This is a genomic window from Bacteroides sp. 3_1_13, assembly GCF_001185845.1.
In the GTDB taxonomy this organism is placed as follows: domain Bacteria; phylum Bacteroidota; class Bacteroidia; order Bacteroidales; family Bacteroidaceae; genus Bacteroides; species Bacteroides xylanisolvens.
The window spans coordinates 2,523,338-2,540,334 of sequence record NZ_KQ236955.1 but is presented as its reverse complement, the minus strand read 5'-3'; the positions used below and the strand labels follow the sequence as shown (position 1 = coordinate 2,540,334).

The 16,997-nt window shown below is 38.2% G+C and carries 9 protein-coding genes; all 9 read right to left on the bottom strand.

Annotation, left to right across the window (positions count from 1 at the left end; genetic code table 11):
• Position 1 precedes the first annotated feature (1 nt).
• Entirely contained in the window at positions 2 to 1,540 is a 1,539-nt protein-coding gene (locus tag HMPREF9009_RS08980; protein ID WP_049701960.1) for a RagB/SusD family nutrient uptake outer membrane protein, read from the bottom strand.
• A 13-nt stretch (positions 1,541 to 1,553) separates the two neighbouring features.
• Positions 1,554 to 4,805, bottom strand: coding sequence for a SusC/RagA family TonB-linked outer membrane protein (locus tag HMPREF9009_RS08975; protein ID WP_049701959.1), 3,252 nt, complete (start codon positions 4,803 to 4,805; stop codon positions 1,554 to 1,556).
• 20 nt (positions 4,806 to 4,825) lie between these two features.
• Positions 4,826 to 7,087, bottom strand: a complete 2,262-nt coding sequence (locus tag HMPREF9009_RS08970; protein WP_049701958.1) for a fasciclin domain-containing protein — start codon at positions 7,085 to 7,087, stop codon at positions 4,826 to 4,828.
• A 99-nt stretch (positions 7,088 to 7,186) separates the two neighbouring features.
• A complete protein-coding gene (locus HMPREF9009_RS08965; protein WP_049701957.1) occupies positions 7,187 to 8,872 on the bottom strand; it encodes a pectate lyase family protein in 1,686 nt (561 codons plus the stop codon).
• A gap of 181 nt (positions 8,873 to 9,053) precedes the next feature.
• Complete coding sequence (locus HMPREF9009_RS08960; RefSeq protein WP_008645558.1) at positions 9,054 to 10,166, bottom strand: hypothetical protein; 1,113 nt, start codon at positions 10,164 to 10,166, stop codon at positions 9,054 to 9,056.
• 69 nt (positions 10,167 to 10,235) lie between these two features.
• Positions 10,236 to 12,767, bottom strand: a complete 2,532-nt coding sequence (locus HMPREF9009_RS08955; RefSeq protein ID WP_049701956.1) for a glycoside hydrolase family 88 protein — start codon at positions 12,765 to 12,767, stop codon at positions 10,236 to 10,238.
• Positions 12,768 to 12,974: 207 nt separating this feature from the next.
• Complete coding sequence (locus HMPREF9009_RS08950) at positions 12,975 to 14,285, bottom strand: rhamnogalacturonidase (protein WP_049701955.1); 1,311 nt, start codon at positions 14,283 to 14,285, stop codon at positions 12,975 to 12,977.
• 295 nt (positions 14,286 to 14,580) lie between these two features.
• Positions 14,581 to 15,015: a hypothetical protein gene (locus HMPREF9009_RS08940; RefSeq protein ID WP_049701953.1), complete on the bottom strand. Its 435-nt coding sequence runs from the start codon at positions 15,013 to 15,015 to the stop codon at positions 14,581 to 14,583.
• 46 nt (positions 15,016 to 15,061) lie between these two features.
• Positions 15,062 to 16,606: a right-handed parallel beta-helix repeat-containing protein gene (locus HMPREF9009_RS08935; protein ID WP_049701952.1), complete on the bottom strand. Its 1,545-nt coding sequence runs from the start codon at positions 16,604 to 16,606 to the stop codon at positions 15,062 to 15,064.
• Positions 16,607 to 16,997 lie beyond the last annotated feature (391 nt).

Here is a 16,997-nt window from a genome sequence, read left to right as displayed (position 1 = left end):
ATTATTCATAATAAGGATTTTGCTTCAATAACGAGTTGGTGGATATGTCACTGGCAGGAATTGGCAAATACCAAGCATTGTCGTTGTCTAAAACAGAGCCCAACCATCTGCTTTCCGCGGTAAGATTATTCTCCATTATAAGTATTTTGAAGCGACTTTTATATTTGAAGTTCTGTTGCTTGCCATATCGTAACAGATCGTACCAGCGTTTTCCTTCTGCAGCAAATTCCATATCCCGCTCGTCCAGCAACATTTCCAACAATATTTCCTCAGTAGCTTCATTAATATTTTCCGCACTGACTTCATCTCGTGGTCTCAACTCAGAACGTTCACGTATTCTATTTATGATAGCCAATGCTTCTGTCCAATTGGCAGAACCGCCAATACGAATCAAAGCTTCCGCTTTCATCAACATCACATCTGCCATACGATAAATAATATAGTTGGCATCCAAAATTGTACGTACTGCTTCCCGATCGGCTACACCCAACCCTGAGTATTTCCAAATAATACCATTTTCCGGATAGCTGGTATAAGTTATACCAGCAAACGAACCATAATAGGTACGATTTACTTCATCCTGATTTTGGTAGAATTCATTTATCAAGCGGATAGTCATCGGTTCTGAATACATATAAGTATTGACCGTGACATCAGAGCCATAAGGAAGAAGTTTTGACGGACTTCCGCCTCCTTGTGCATAATTCGTTTCGTCATACTGTATCTCAAAGATAGATTCATTACTATTACCAGGATAAAACATATTGTACCATTGTCCAGGTGTTGACATAAACACGGGACGTATGGGAGCTGTGGAGTTAATCAAGTAATCAGCGTATGTAACACATTCTTCATAATCTTCCGCCCAAAGACAGGTTTCCGCCATTAGTGCATATAGAGCCCATTTGGTAGCACGTCCTTTAGTAGCCCATGTTCCGTTAAATGTTTCTTTAGCGGCATCAGTTGCCAATGCTGCACGTACATCACTTTTAATTTGTTCCAGAATCTCCACTTCGGAAGACTTTGGCACGTCAGTAGGCATGGCATCGTCTACATAAGGTTCAGTAATCAAAGGAACTTCCCGAAAGTTGCGTACTAAATATAAATACGACAGTCCACGCAAGAAATAAGCTTCCGTCAAATGTGAATCCATTTGCGATTGATAGTAACTCTCGTCTTTCTCAATTACCCCTGGTGCATATTTCAATACAGCATTTGCCATACCGATTACTTGATAGAATGTTCCCCATTGAACGGCTGATGTACTGGGCAATACTGTAAAATTCTGAATTTGACCAGCCGGAGTCGACCTTACCGGAACAATAACGGAACTTCCTCTCAATTCCCCCCAATCTATGATATAGGGAACGCAATCACGCAAACGACTGTAACCTTGTGCAAGAATTGCCTCTACATCTTCGGAAGATTCCCAATACATATCGGTAGATTGTTTATCTTTAGGCTGTACATCGAGCCAATCGCTGCATCCGCTCATTAATAAGCCACCGAATAGTAACAATATAGTAAATATTTTTTTCATTTTCGTATATCTTTTAGAAACTTAAATTAAAGCCAGCAACAAGTTGAATAGAAGCAGGTGTAGTGGCTGTATCTTTGGCATACGTATTCTCAGTCTTTACCTCTGGGTCCTGCCCTGTGTAATTAGTCCATGTGAAAAGATTGTATCCGGTTACGTACACATCAATATTGTTGAATCCCCAACGCTGAATCGCTTTCTTCGGCAAACGATAGGTGAATGATAAGGATTTTAAACGCAAATAGGAAGCGTCTTCCACAAAGCGATCAGATCCCAGTGTATTGTACCCCTCTCCATAAAGTGCACGTGGAATGTCGGTTTGATCACCTTCATTACGCCAACGTCTGAGGACAGCCGTACTTTGGTTATCAATACCACGCATAGACTCATTATTCAAGCGAGTAGCGTTAACCACATCCTGCCCGTAACGCCCATAGAAAATAGCAGATAACTTAAACTGCTTATAGCTGACATTGAGTCCTGCACCTCCTGTAAGTCTCGGATTTGAATTACCCAAATAGACTATATCGTACTGATTGATAACACCATCATGATTTACATCTTCATAGATTGCATCTCCGGGAGCCACGGTATATGATCCATTCCTCATAACAATTGCATTACCGGAAATATCTTTCATCACGTTACCTTCAATGTCACGTGCATAAGTTGCGTCTTTATTTTGATAAACGCCTTTGTAACGATAACCATAGAACGATCCCATCGGACGACCTTCTTCTCTACGATATGCGTAATTACCATTACCGAAAGTATAATTCTCTTCGATATAATTATCAGGCATTTCCGTAATCTTATTCTCATTGTGGGCAATATTGAAGTAGACTCCCACACGCCAGTCTTTGTTTTGGAACGGAACAGCGTCAACACGGAATTCCCATCCTTTATTTGTCATTTTCCCGGAATTCATGTAGCTAATTTGATAACCATTTCCATAACCGATAGTGGTCGGCATCTTTACCTTTGGTTGTAACAGGTCTTTTACATATTTCTGATAGACATCAACAGTAAAGCGAAGTTTGCCTTTTAAGAAAGTAGCATCAAGCCCTGTGTTATATTCGGTTGTTGTTTCCCATTTCAGTTTATTAAGTTGCATAGAACTCGGAGTAATGGCACTCATATCCATGTAGTTATTCCCGGAAGCATAAGAACCCAGATAGAGTGAAGCACCACTGGCTGAATTCCCGGTCTGTCCCAAACTAAAACGAAGTTTGAACTCATCCATCCAGTTATTCGAAAAATCCATGAATTTCTCATCTGCCAAATGCCAAGCTAAACCAACAGTAGGAAACATACCAAAACGTTCCGATTTACCCATGGTCGAATTGCTTTCCATACCTAGTGAAGCATTGATAATGTAACGGTTCAATAAGGTATAGTTCATTAAAGCTACACCGTTAATATTGCGTGTTTTGGAATCACCAGAACTAATTTTGCGTACAGCACTTCCAATGGTAGGATCAGCAAGTCCTGAAGATACGTTACCAGAAGTTTCGCTTCCATAGCTGGATTTATTCGTTTCCGTAGTACGGAATACTGCAGTCGCGATAATTGCATGTTTATCGTTCCAGTTTTTGCGATACATCAACTTATTTTCCGTATTTATAGTTAATAAGTCAGAAGAGGTATCCGTACTACGATTTGACATTTTGTCTGTCCATGCAAGACCAGTAGCCACCTGTGGCAAAAACATACGCCCTTTAGTATTACGGATATTCATGTTAACATATCCTTCATAAGTCAGTCCATTCAAAATGTCATATTTAATACGAAAATTCATTTTACTTTCCCGCTGTATGGTTCGGTTGACACTCTCATTTGCCATAGCAATAGGATTATAGTACTTATCACCATTAAAAGCAGGATCCAATGTAGAATTTTCATTGTGATTGAAATACTGTGATGTACGATTCCCTGTCTCATCGTCAATGTAGTAAGGTGATTTGTTCGGTGCTTTGCGGAAAGCTTCCCCACGTACATTATAATAGTTATTATTTCTCTCAGATTGAGTATAAGAGAACTGTGCATAAAAATTCAATTTGTCAGAGAACTTATAATTTACATTCAATGAAGAATTCAAGCGGCTGAAATCGGTTCCGACAGTCGTACCTCCTTCGTCCAAATAACCCAAAGAAAAACGATAAGTCGCTCTTTCACCACCACCACTCATAGAAAACGTATTTTCCCATGACTGAGTATTCCGACGCACTTCGGACAGCCAATCTGTATTCTGGTTATACTCGTCAAAATATGTCCAATCCGGTTGATAACCGATCTCAGGAGAACCGTAAAGCATTTGCAAGTAGCTGGTAGAGTTGGCAAGACCAATATAATTGGCACTATTCCACAACGCTTCAGATACCAAAGCAGAATATTGGTTACCGTTCAACATCGGAATGGTTTCCGGCTCAAACTTAGCGGAAAATTTGGATGAGAAACTAAAACGTGTTTTCCCTTGTACCCCCTGCTTAGTCTTGATAACCAATACACCGTTGGCACCGGAAGTACCCCAAACGGCAGTAGCTGCTGCATCTTTCAACACTTCGATAGACTCAATATCTTGCGGAGAGATATTCAACAAGGCACCCAAATCGTCATTATTGATGGTAGAGAAATCAGTATTATCATCAATTTCTGCCGGATAAGGAACTCCATCTACTACAATCAGTGGTTCTGCATTAGCATTCAGTGTACTACCACCACGAATCTGTATGGAAGCACGTGCTCCAGGGTCGCCACCACCTAATACAATATCCACACCACCGAGCTGTCCTTGCAAGGCATCTTCGATGGAAGTTACAGGAGCAACAGCCACCAAATCTTCCATACTAACCTTCTGCGTTGCAGAAGATTGTTCTCTAGCACTGATACCTAAGTCATTCCGTTCGATTCGTTTTCCTTGCACAACAACTTCATTAATGGTCTGTGTATCATCTTTTAGGACAACATTCAACCGTGTCTGACCGTTGTATTTGATTCTTTCACTCTTTTTTCCAATATAAGAAAAAACGATGATCAGATTGTTCTCATTCGGGATCGGAAGGTTATAAATACCGTCCAGATTTGTGACAGTACCACCTAAAGAACGGTTTTGGGAGTTGAGAATATTTACGTTCACCCCTATCATAGGTTCTGCTGTCGTCCCGAACATCTCGGTCACTTTTCCAGAGAGGACTTTCGCTTGTCCGAAAGCTTCGCCAGTAGTTGCTGCGAATACGATAGCAATCAGTATGTATTTTAATAATTTCATAATCTCTGTTTTTCTGTTAATCAAAAGACATCATCAATCAGATGGAAACAACCTCCTTCGTATGCAAATGGGAAGTAATCGTAATCTGATACCACTTGACATTTGTTTCCACCTTCCAATTGGATACTTAGTGAAGTTCCATTATCTGTATAAATTAGCTGCGGTGCAGTAGCTCCTTCCGTCTGTACCACACGTTCACTCCAATAACGCCCATTTTTAAAATCGGATCCTATATACGGATAAGATGGAATAACGTTTTGAGCAGCAGTAATAAAATAGGAATTCAAATAATTTGCCAATTCTTTTGCATCAAATGTACCACTTAACTTACCTTCAGCATCAAATGAAGCATCAATCGCTCCTGGAATTTTATTTGATGCCAATGCCCGCTTTATAGCATCGTTAGTCGGGATAAATGCAACGAACCGTCCTTTACCAAATAAATTCATCATAATCTGATTGGATATAAGATTTGCCTCACGCAATAACTGAGCAAAACAGTAATAGGGATAATTGTGATCCGCACAGATAGCAATGTTATAAGCCAAATCCCCGCTCTCTGCTGCAAACAATTGTTCAGCATCAAAGCTATATGTACTTCCGTTACTTCCATTTTTAAGTTTAGTAAATGGTGTAAAAACTGTACCATTGAACTGAGGATTCAACTGTTGATTGAAAGTTGAGCTACAAGTGATGTTTCCATCTTTAACGAACCAGTAGTTCCAGGTAGACTCCGTAGGAATCACACGCGTTCCTCTTTCTGGTAATTCACTTGATTGTTCACTCGAGATACTAGCTGAATGCAAATACACGATATTTTGCTTGGCAGTATTGCTGATTTCCGCCCATCCATCATCTCCTTCTGCTTCCAACCCCTGTGTACTGTAAACCGTCCGAATGCCAGAGGCTTCAAATTGTTCGGCTGTAGGAACCAAGACAATATATTTACTCAAGTCAGACACATAAGAAGAGAACAGTGAACTCCCTAACAATGCGTAGAGAAAAGAACGTGCACTTTTATATTGAAACAAAGGTCCGATAACGGAAGCAAATGTGCTAGGTTCCTTAATTTCATCCATACCATAGAGAGCACCATTAACACACATCGTTTTTTCATTCAATGCAGCAGGATTAATATTAAGAGATGAGCCCGCCAAATTCTTCAATTCATCGTCTCCTAACTCTTCAGGGAATAACATACTACCTCCATAAATAAATTGATAGAGGAAATAATTCAACGCTAGCGCATCTACTTCCTGCATAGAAGAATAACCACCGATTTTCCAAAAGCTATCAAAGAAACTATTAATAGCAGTGTTTGACGGTGCAAAAATACTATAAGAAAGAGCTGTCAACGCCGTAAAATTCAAATAGCTGCTTGTAGGCCATTCACAAGCAATATTTGGCAATCCCCCATGCTGATACTGATAGAGCGTATCCACTCCGTATGCTTTAGCATATGACTTACTCAATTCATCATCTGCAACGTAAACGCCAAACGAATCATACAAATCAAGGAAAGTCGAGTATTTTTCTTTATTTTTCAGTTCCGTATAAATCGTTTCTAGCGGTTCAACGACTCGATCAACAGCATGAATATAGCCGTTATTAGCAATAATTCCATATTCTTTTACAGATGCATTAGATACATTGAAACCATCATCTCCCGTCCAAGTAGAATTGGGGTAGAAAGCCTCGTAATTATTTTTAGCATCTATACCTTTCGTCTGGAAATAACGGTAGGAAAATATAGGCAAATAACGTTCTAAGTGATACACCATGACAGAAGCCCCTGTAGGGGTTGTCTCAACAGTAGGAGCATCGCTACTTCTTGTGCGGTGTTTGTAATACAATCCTGCTTTTATGTTCTGCTCCTCTTCCGTTTCCGTACTTCCTGTTGGACGGAAATTGACTAGTTTCTCCTTATTATAAGAATAATAGAGCACGTGGTACCCAATCAATTTACTCACTTCGTTAACAGGCATATCACTGATGCTGGTAAATCCTCTCTTATTCAAATAAGTTTGAAAAGCATCGTCGTCTGGAGCAATAATAGTTAAAATTGCTTTACCCTCCAGCATTTGCTTGTAGCCAGCAATCTCTAGCCCCTGCAAGAAAATAGAATAGTTTCCGTGTTCACCGGAACTTAACACTTCCCATGCATTGTCTGCTACCCAATCAGGTACTTCATAGTGCTCATCCATGCTATCTTTACATGCAGTTAAGAGTAATGGAAGACATAGCAGCCAAAGCATTCTCCGTAAAAATACTTTGTTGTTCATTTTTTTTATTAATTTAAAATTAGGAGTTCTCTCTATCATTATTCAAAATTCAGATTAATTGATAATGTATAATCTTCATTATTTATTGTATTTCACTATTTATTCACCGTATGCTTCATTCCAAGCCTTTTCATACTCATCTGGGAATTCGAGTGAAAGAGCATAGTTTTCAATCATCGTATATCCGTTCTCTGCAATACGAACGGCATCTCCTGCATTATTTTTATTTAGCCCCCATTTGTCCTCAAAATCATCGGGTATGCCGTCGCCATCCGTATCTTTTCTAGCAGTGCCAACATTAATATTTTGCCAAGTCTTGGCAAGAGGGTATTGTGTCTCTATGTTTTGATTTCTAAAAATTGTTCCTTTAGTACCTAATGAAGTCAGTTCATCAATCATGAATTTATCTACCAAATCACGATTGGGTAAAACCGGTCCAACATTTTTAACAATCCAATGATAAGCTTCTGTAGCACTAGTTTTTATGCTGATTTCCGAATGTTGGCTATCTGGTTTACTCAGAAAGACAGGAGTGGCACTACAATAGGTTTGCCAATTACCCTGAGTGATTTCGAATCCATTTAATGTGCCGTCTTTATCGTTATCATAATAATTACCTACACAATAAGTATCAAAATCACCATCACCATTACCACCTATAAAAGGTTTAGTTGGATTTACTTGTTGATAAGTATCTACCAAATAATTTTTATTGTCACTACTTATTCCATTATAATGATATTTCGTTTCATCATCGAACATACTCTTATCTGTAGTTTCTATAGGATATGACGTATTCACCCATGTATAAGCTGGTCCTTTGATAAAATAATTATTTTCAATAACTGTGTTAGAGTGCCCTGAAGATTCCCCCCCCATATTATAAGCCGCTCCATTTCCCCAATTATAGATAACATTGTTAACAAATTGATTCAATCCTTTCACTTTAAAATTACGAGTTTTATTATCAATAAATAGATTTCGGAAAACAGTAACTCCTTCTTCATCACTAGTTTGAACTAAACCTCCACAAGAATGATTCTGGCATCCTTGTCCTAAAATTGAATTCTGCAATGTTATGTTATAGAGACCTTTCGGTTGCTTGTCATTATTGAGTGAAAAACATTCATCTGTTCCCCATGTGAAAGAACAATGATCATAAATTTGATCATGCCCATAGGCAGCTCCTCCTGCGTCTATGTTGTCACTGCCACTAACCTGGCGACCAGTACGCATACGCATATAACGTACAATCAGATTATTTGCATTGGTGGAAGAAGTCCTACCATTATAAAGTTCGATGCCATCACCGGGAGCTGTCTGAAACAAGACTGTTTGATTGTCCTTAAACACAAGTACTTCTTTATTCAAATCAATCACACCTGACACGTTAAACACTATAATTCTGTTTGCTTGACTAACAGCATCTCTTAACGATCCAGCACCACTATTATTCAAATTAGTTACTACATAAATTTCCCGGTTGTTACTACCACGTGCACCATCAGTGTTTCTACCATACCCTACTGCACCCGGAAATGCCGGTGCATAATTGGCTAAGACAGGAAATGCCGGACCAGAACTTGTATTACCACCACTTTCTTCCTCCTCTAGATATGAACTGTAAGGATTGATAGCAGGATCTGCATCCTCCTCATCTACAGGTTCTTTATCCACGCAAGCCGCTAACGACGAGAGTGAAAACAAAAAGAAATATAAAATGCTTGTTAAGCATCTCACGGCAATTGGACATGCCTTTTTTTGAAAAGTTGCTGTGTTTCTCATTTTATATAAAAAAATAATTAATAAATACTCATTTGATTAATAAATTAAATTCAAACCTAAAAAATTGTATATCCGTTGTCAAGTATACTTAATTATTTTGCTATTTACGTAATCAGTAGTTGAATATCTATTTTAATATTGATCCTCATCTTTATACGTAAAAATCAAGACTTTTTAGTTATTAAGGTACAATGCCCCATTGTGATGCATAAGCATCCTGAATTTCTTTGGTATTGAAACATACAATCTCAATATTAGGATAATAATCAATAGTAGCATCTATCCTAACTGAAGATTCGTCTAATTCATCCATAGGATACCATTCTGAATATTCTCCGTCATCCCATTCTACTCTATAATAAGCTGAATACCACGAAACTTCTGTTTCACCAATCATAGTATCAATATTTGACTGTAATTTAGCCCATATACCTGTTATTAAATATAATTTATAGCCAATATCATCACCATTTGGTAATCTTACCATTTTATGCCAACTTACATTATTAACAGCCATTCCATTCCTATCTATAGAAAAGTCTTGTTCACAATACCCTTTATAACAATATTCTTTTTGAGTAGAATTATATACAATTCCAAGAACAAAGTCAATATCAGTTGGCCTAGCTGGTTCAAAAATGGATCTCCATTGATAATAAGTATTAACACTAACATTTCCGTTTACATAAGGACCTGAAGAACCATCGTCGTATGTTTCATCATAAAATCCTAATGTAATATCTAATGTGTAATCATTGTTTTCAGTATAAGGAAAATCTACATCAAATTCAACAGTAAAGGCTGAATTTGTGAAAGAAGAATCCGCTCTTTTAAGAATAATTCTATCGTAGAGCACCGTACTTGCTTCACCGTTCTTTAAGGTTACCAAAGCATTGCATAGTTCAATCGGATATGTATATGATTTACCATCATCAATTTCTATATTCAATTTAATTCGATGTTTTCCGAAAGGTATCAAGAAATTACCTTTTACATTCTTTCCACTTTGTGGATAAAGGCATCTAGTAAGATCTTCCTGATTATCAATATATACAAAACACTCATCTACATGATCACCCGTATTATACTGATAATCAAAATAAGGTTTTGTGAATAAATTCAGATTAACCATACATGTATTATCACTTGTCCCATCATTTAACAGTCCTTGCTGCACATCTCCTTGCATCAATGCAGTCTCTTCATATTCCATAAGGCCATTACCATCACATGAGATAGCAAGCAAAGGAATAATTAAAAATAACATCGATTTGATAATTTGTTCTTTTTTCATGGTATTACATTTTATTTGTTCATTAATTGAAACTGTAGTCGAAAATTTCCTATCATTTCTATTTCTATATTATTTGTTCAGTTCAATACATCCCATAATGAAAGGTCCTGTTGCTTTAGCATCATTATCTCTCATTTTCTCTCCTATATAATACTCAAAACTACCGTCACGATAAGGCTTACCGCCTAATCCACCCACTTGGCAACATCTTGTCAATGTCAATGTTCCGTCCGAATTTGAGATTAGCAGTTTATTGCACAGCCCCTTAAAGGCTTTTTCTGCAATAGCACGATACTGACTATCAATGTATCCTTTATTCACAGCTTTCATATAGGCATACATACATTGCGCCGTAACAGAAGCTTCCGGGAAATTACCGGTACGTGAAGGTTGGTCAATTACCTGATACCATAAACCATTTTTATCTTGGTATTTTGAAAGAGTTTCTGCTAATTCTTTCGTCCATTTAATCATATCAGCATAGCCTGAATGATCTTGGGGAATATATTCCAAAGCATCTACCAAAGCCATAAACCACCAACCAATACTACGTCCCCAGAAATTAGGAGAATGGCCAGTTTCCGGATCAGCCCAGCGCTGGCTCCGGTCCTCATTCCATGCATGATAATAAAGTCCCGTCTTGGTATCGTATGTATGCTGATGGCAGAGAGTGAACTGTTTAACAGCCTCATCAATCCATTCCGGACGATTAAATTCAGCTCCATATCGAGCCATAAAAGGAGAAGCCATATACAATCCATCCAACCACATCTGATTAGGGTATATTTTCTTATGCCAGAAACCTCCATCTGTTGTACGAGGTTGCTTTTTTAGCTGATCTATCAAATTCTCGATAGCCAATTTATATTTCTCCTTTTTGGTTTCATTGTACAAATCAAACAGAACTTTTCCGGAATTGATATAATCCAAATTATAGGTTTCTTTCTTATATAAATGAATCTCTCCTTTGTCGTCTACCAAAGAATCAGCCCATGCCTCTACATAATCAAAGTACCTACGGTCTCCTGTTTTCTTCCAAACTTGTAACATCGCACAACAACCTACTCCTTGCGCATAACCAAAATACAGGCGTTTTCCATGATCCAGTTGCCACGCTTCCGGAAAACGACGAATTTCCGAATCGGCAAACAGACGATAATAAGTGTCGGAAGAAAAAGTATCCGTACGGAAAGGAACTGCCGGAAGTCCGGCTTTATTAAACAGATTCACTCTAAAGAAAGTCCCATAACCGTAGCGTACAGCTACAGGTGCAGAGACATAAGTTGAAGAAAGTGTTATCAAACTTCCATCAATTACAGCTTCAGCCGGATAAAACCGCGCATCATTGCCGGCAATAAAAAATCCTTTTACCGGTTCATTGCCGGGTGTCTGCAGGCCACCTTCCGCAAATTCAAAATCTAATGTAATTTCTCCCCCATTCACTTTCATTGATTTGTAGAGAGGTCCTGAATAAACAATCTTTTTACCATATTGCTTTGCTAATGCCCAAGCTGCCAGCCGTTCGCCCGGTGCAACTTTATTTCGTGGATGTATGTCGGTAGAATCGGCTGCATCCGTCACTACTGCCATACCAATATTTTCAAGTCCACTTAACCATGTTTTTAATTGTGCTTCACGAATACCTGCCGGTTGTTTGTAATGTGGTGCAATCTGTACAAAATAGAAAGGCATATCCGGCTGATTCCACTCTTTCCGCCAACTATTTATCAGGTTAGTAAATACTTCCTGATATTTCTCATAGCGTACAGAGTTGGATTCTCCCTGATACCAGATATTTCCTCTCACTGTATACCCTAGTATAGGAGCAATCATACCATTCCACAAAGTAGCCGGAACCTTACACTTATCTTTTTCCCTACTCACCTTTTCTTTTGAATACTGTTTTAAGACATCAGCATACAGCGGATTGTTTTCCATCACTTTCATACTTGTCCATGATTCAGCATGTGTTCCTCCCCAAGTAGACTGAATCAATCCAACCGGTGTACTCAAATCTTTATACAATTTACGTCCAAAGACAAATCCTACAGCAGAAAAGTCCTTCAGATTCTCCGGATTACAAACCACCCACTTTCCAACGCAATCTTCTTTTTCATCATCAGGTGCCAGTTGATGCTCTACATGAAACAGGCGGATTTCCGGGAAATCAGCATCTTTCATTTCTTCCGCTTCATTCAACATTCCTGTTTTCCATTTCACTTGCGGATTACGGGCTACGGGAAATTCCATATTTGACTGTCCCGTACAAAGCCAGACTTCACCTATTAATATATTATTGATCCGGATCTTATTATCACCTTTCAACATTACAGATTGTCCGGAAGTAGCAGCCGGTGTTTGTATCATCAATTCCCAATGACCGTTTTCTAAAGCAGTCACCTTGTATTTCTTATGATCCCATGAAGTCTTTACCAAAATCTTTTCTCCGGGACGTGCCTTTCCCCAGAAACGTACTTTCGCATTTTGCTGAAGTACCATATTATCTGATAATATAGAGGGAAGTTGTATATCTGCATGAATACCTATTGGAAAGAAACAGACCAATAACCACAGACAAAAAATAATTCTACAGAATTTCATTGTATTTTATAGTTTTAGATTCAATATTTTACTGAATAAGCACATGTCAAAGATACCGCATTACATGGTAGAGTTAAAGAAAAGGAATATGGAGAATTCGACTTTCTTATGTAAATTCATATGTGTACAGCCCATCACACGCCTATTTTGTACGATTTTACAGGCTATGTACGATTTTCCAGTCTTTCTACCATCTACCATTCTTTTTTAATTCACTTTATTTATCTCAACCTTTCTCATAACCAATGCATCAATAATATTTTCATCTATCTTCACATCTTTTTTAGCCGTAATAGTCAAATTGTCAAAACAGAAATTGGATAATTTATATTGTTTTGATTTCTCTACAGCAAAAAAGGAATCACAATCCAGATGAATATTACGCATTGTAATATAGCTGGAATACGAGACTGGCATATCCTTGCGATCTTTCAAATCATAAAACTGTGTCCAAGGAGCAATAAAGATACAATTGCGGACATTTCCTTTTATGTCTTCAACGAGGATGTACTTATATTGTTGGGGAGTATCCGGACGCATTTTCAACCACAACAGGCGTTTAGCCTGATCCAGATTGCAGCGTCGAAGAATTATATTATGATTATATATCGATTCGCTACCGCAAGTCAGCACTCCGTGACAGAATCCAAAAGTACAGTCTTCAATGATAATATCACAATTGCCACCATTATCGGGATTTTGATCAGCCCATGGTCCTTTACCGCCTTTTAATGCAATTGCGTCATCATTAACCGACATATAGCATCCCTTGACAAGTACATTTTTACATGCATCAATATCAATTGCATCCGTACTTGGAGCCTTTACGGGAGAAGAAGGTGAAAAGATATGCAAATCCAAAAGTTTTACGCTATCACATTTATAAATGTGAGTTGTCCAAAACGGAGAATTAACAAGTCGCACATCTGAAACTTGTACATTATTGCTATGAGATATATGAAGTAGACGAGGACGCAATTCATCCATATTAGTACATTTAGGGATAACACTACGCCGTAACCAGAATGACTTCCAATATCGTTCACCATTTCCATCAACTTTTCCTTTTCCGGAAAGGGTGAAACCATCTACCTTATCAACATTAATCAAAGCTGAAAAGTACTTTAGGTTCTGTCCCTCCATCCGTGTTTCTATTACAGGAAAGTTGCTAATATCGTCACTACCTTTCAATACAGCCTTCTTTTCCAGATGCAAGTGTGTTCCCGGCTTAAAGAAAAGCGCACCACTAAGATAAGTACCTTCAGGTATAACAACGACTCCGCCTCCATTATTAGACGCCAAATCTATAACAGCCTGAATTTTCTCTGTCTGTAATAGTGTACTATCATTCACTACTCCATAGTCGGTAATCAAGAAATTCTTTCCTAATCCATTTATATCAGTTTTTTCATTTTTGTAAAACCAATCCGGTATAATCTTACCATCGGGAAATTTTTCCTGACTAAACAGTTGCAGACTACAACATGTTGCTACTATTAAAAATGCTGACTTTATCATTTTCTATATCTCGTTACTTTTTTTGCAAAAGTACCGCATGTTTCCATTTGCCCCAAAGCAAAGGATATGGAGATATTGATTTTCTTATGGAGTTCTATGCAACAGATTCAAATACTACTTATCTATATACAATATTCCATATTCAGACTTATTTTTGTACATACATCGAATTAAAATAAAACGCTCTCCACAGTATCAAAAAAAAGCGCATCCTCTTTATAAAAGAAGACACGCTACGAATAGAGTTAAGTTTTTCTTATATCATTTATTCCGGGATGAACAATCCGGTAGACTATTATTTTGTAAACACAATCTCTCCTTTACGTCCGCCACCACGAAGAAAGATTTCATAAGTACTATTTCCTGATTCTTTTATTTCCAGCAGATCCAAATCCGTATTCTTTGTTTGTTCCCCGCGTATAACCGTTTTTAATACCCCGCCTGTTTTCCGCCCAGTTGAAAGTCCTCCTTTCCAAGTGAGTATATATTGTTTTCCTTCTGTTAGATTAGTTATTGCTACTTTTTCTGTAGCCAAAGTCATGCACCAATTATTGGGCTGTTCAAGTTCGACCGCAATATCCCAGGTGAAATGAGGAGTTCCGGTTATACCCGTTTCTTCCGTAATAACATCTTCCTTGCTACATGATGCGATAAGCACACAAAGCAACAGGAAAAGCATTGCTTTCCTAAATACATCCAATGGTCTGTTTATGATCGTTTTTCTATTCATATTCTCTTTATTTTATGAATCGGTTTCATAATTCTACATTTCTGCGTTACCTTATCACTTTCAATTTAGTTACGCCACCATTATCTGTTGTCGCTTTCAAATCAATTTCTCCCTTATAGGCCGATAAATCCACTTGTCTATCAGAGAAAGAGACTGCCTTACCATTAATATAGAAGTACACAAATGCTTCTGCGCCATGACCTACTATCTTTGCCACATTTCCCTCAACAAGTATTGCCGCATCTTCCAGCCAACCATAGCTAGTATCTTCACCGCCCCCGGTAAGGAAACAACCCATTCCGGCATTATATAATTTACTATTCGTCTTCAGCCGCAAAAATTCTACATAAGGAAGACTTCCGTCTGACTTACGAGGCAAGGTAAGCTGGGAAGCATCCAAAGTAACAAAATCATCATCCGTCACAGCCATGTCTACCGGAAGAAAAGAGTTGTTTGCTATTTCACATTCCGCTTGATTAACGTCTATGATATGTTTTCCCGAAGACCTCGGTGTATGTGACAAGTTATTCATTATAATATGACCATATCCCGGCACGTCAACCGCTTCCGATGCAGTCTTCCTGTTCAACATACAGAAATTGGACGGGTTCTGATAACCCGTATTATTATACCACGCTATCCCTCCTAAATGATGATTGGCATAAAACCCCTTATTCTTATTCATATAAGCAAGGCAGTACTGAACAATGTGCATAGGAATCACACTTGGTGCTTTAGGACTATCACTCATCCCATATCCCCCGGACTTAAACCCAGTGCCGTCACCCGCCTTTACTCCCTCTTTCGTATATCCATTCAAGAAAGACCAACAGTTATCAATGGTAAAAACCGCCTGGCAGTTAATCAAATCAAAACCATCATCACTGTTATACCACGCACGACACCCCCGGAATACATTGCCCGTATATTGGGGAGAAGTGAGATGTCCACCGAATCCATCTACATTTCCACCTTTACCGCCGTCGGATACAGGATCATAATTATTATAGGCATCGCAATTCAGCACCAGATTGTTCTTACCCGTCACTATATAGAAGCCGATCGCCATACCGTCATGCATCGACAGATGTTCGTAGATATTATCACTTCCACCTTCATTGCGAAAACATTCGGACTGGGTATGTCCCACAATAGTTACTTGTGTTCCCACCACCTCTATATTTCTGAAATGCAAATAAGAGCCACTTACATAAAACACAATAACACGTTCATTTTCCGGCTTTACCGCCGAAAGGTCAAAAACCGGACGCTCATTTTTATAACCGGAGTAACAAATTCGTTTGTCCGGTCCAGTTCCACTCTTTGACATTTTAAATACCCGGCTCCAAGTAGTACTTCCCGCAGTATAATGTTCCATTATCTCCGCTTCCGTCACTCGATATGTACCTTGCCGGATATATACAGTATCTCCTGCCATCACTTTTGATTGTGCTTTGCCCAACGTGGCAAAAGGCTTATCAATCGTCCCACTGTTTGAATCGCTTCCATTAGTAGCCACAAAATAATTCGTAGCCGAAAGAGAAAAGAGGAAACATCTTATAAAAAAAAGAAGAAGGCTAATGCGTTTCATGGTATATCAAGTATTATGTAGCAGCAAAGCTACTGTTTTTTATACCATAAGAGCTGTAATATCGTACGCAAAGAATAGAATTTTGTGACAATAACGTCTATATCATTTACTTTTCATAACATATCCAAGATAAAACATAATTTATCTTGAACAAAAAAAGAAAAAAGATGACTCTTCTTTCATAATCTTCGTCAACGTTCTTAATAAACTATTGAAGAGTTTATTATAAACGGTATCCAAGTTTATTATAAACGATGAATCTCCGAATTAAGGATATAACCGTGATTTTTCGCAACAAAAAAGGCTGCAAATCCCATAAAGATTCGCAGCCTTTGGCTCATACAGAAACTCTCACAGCTTAACTACTGTAAGGACTTCCTGATATATTGTC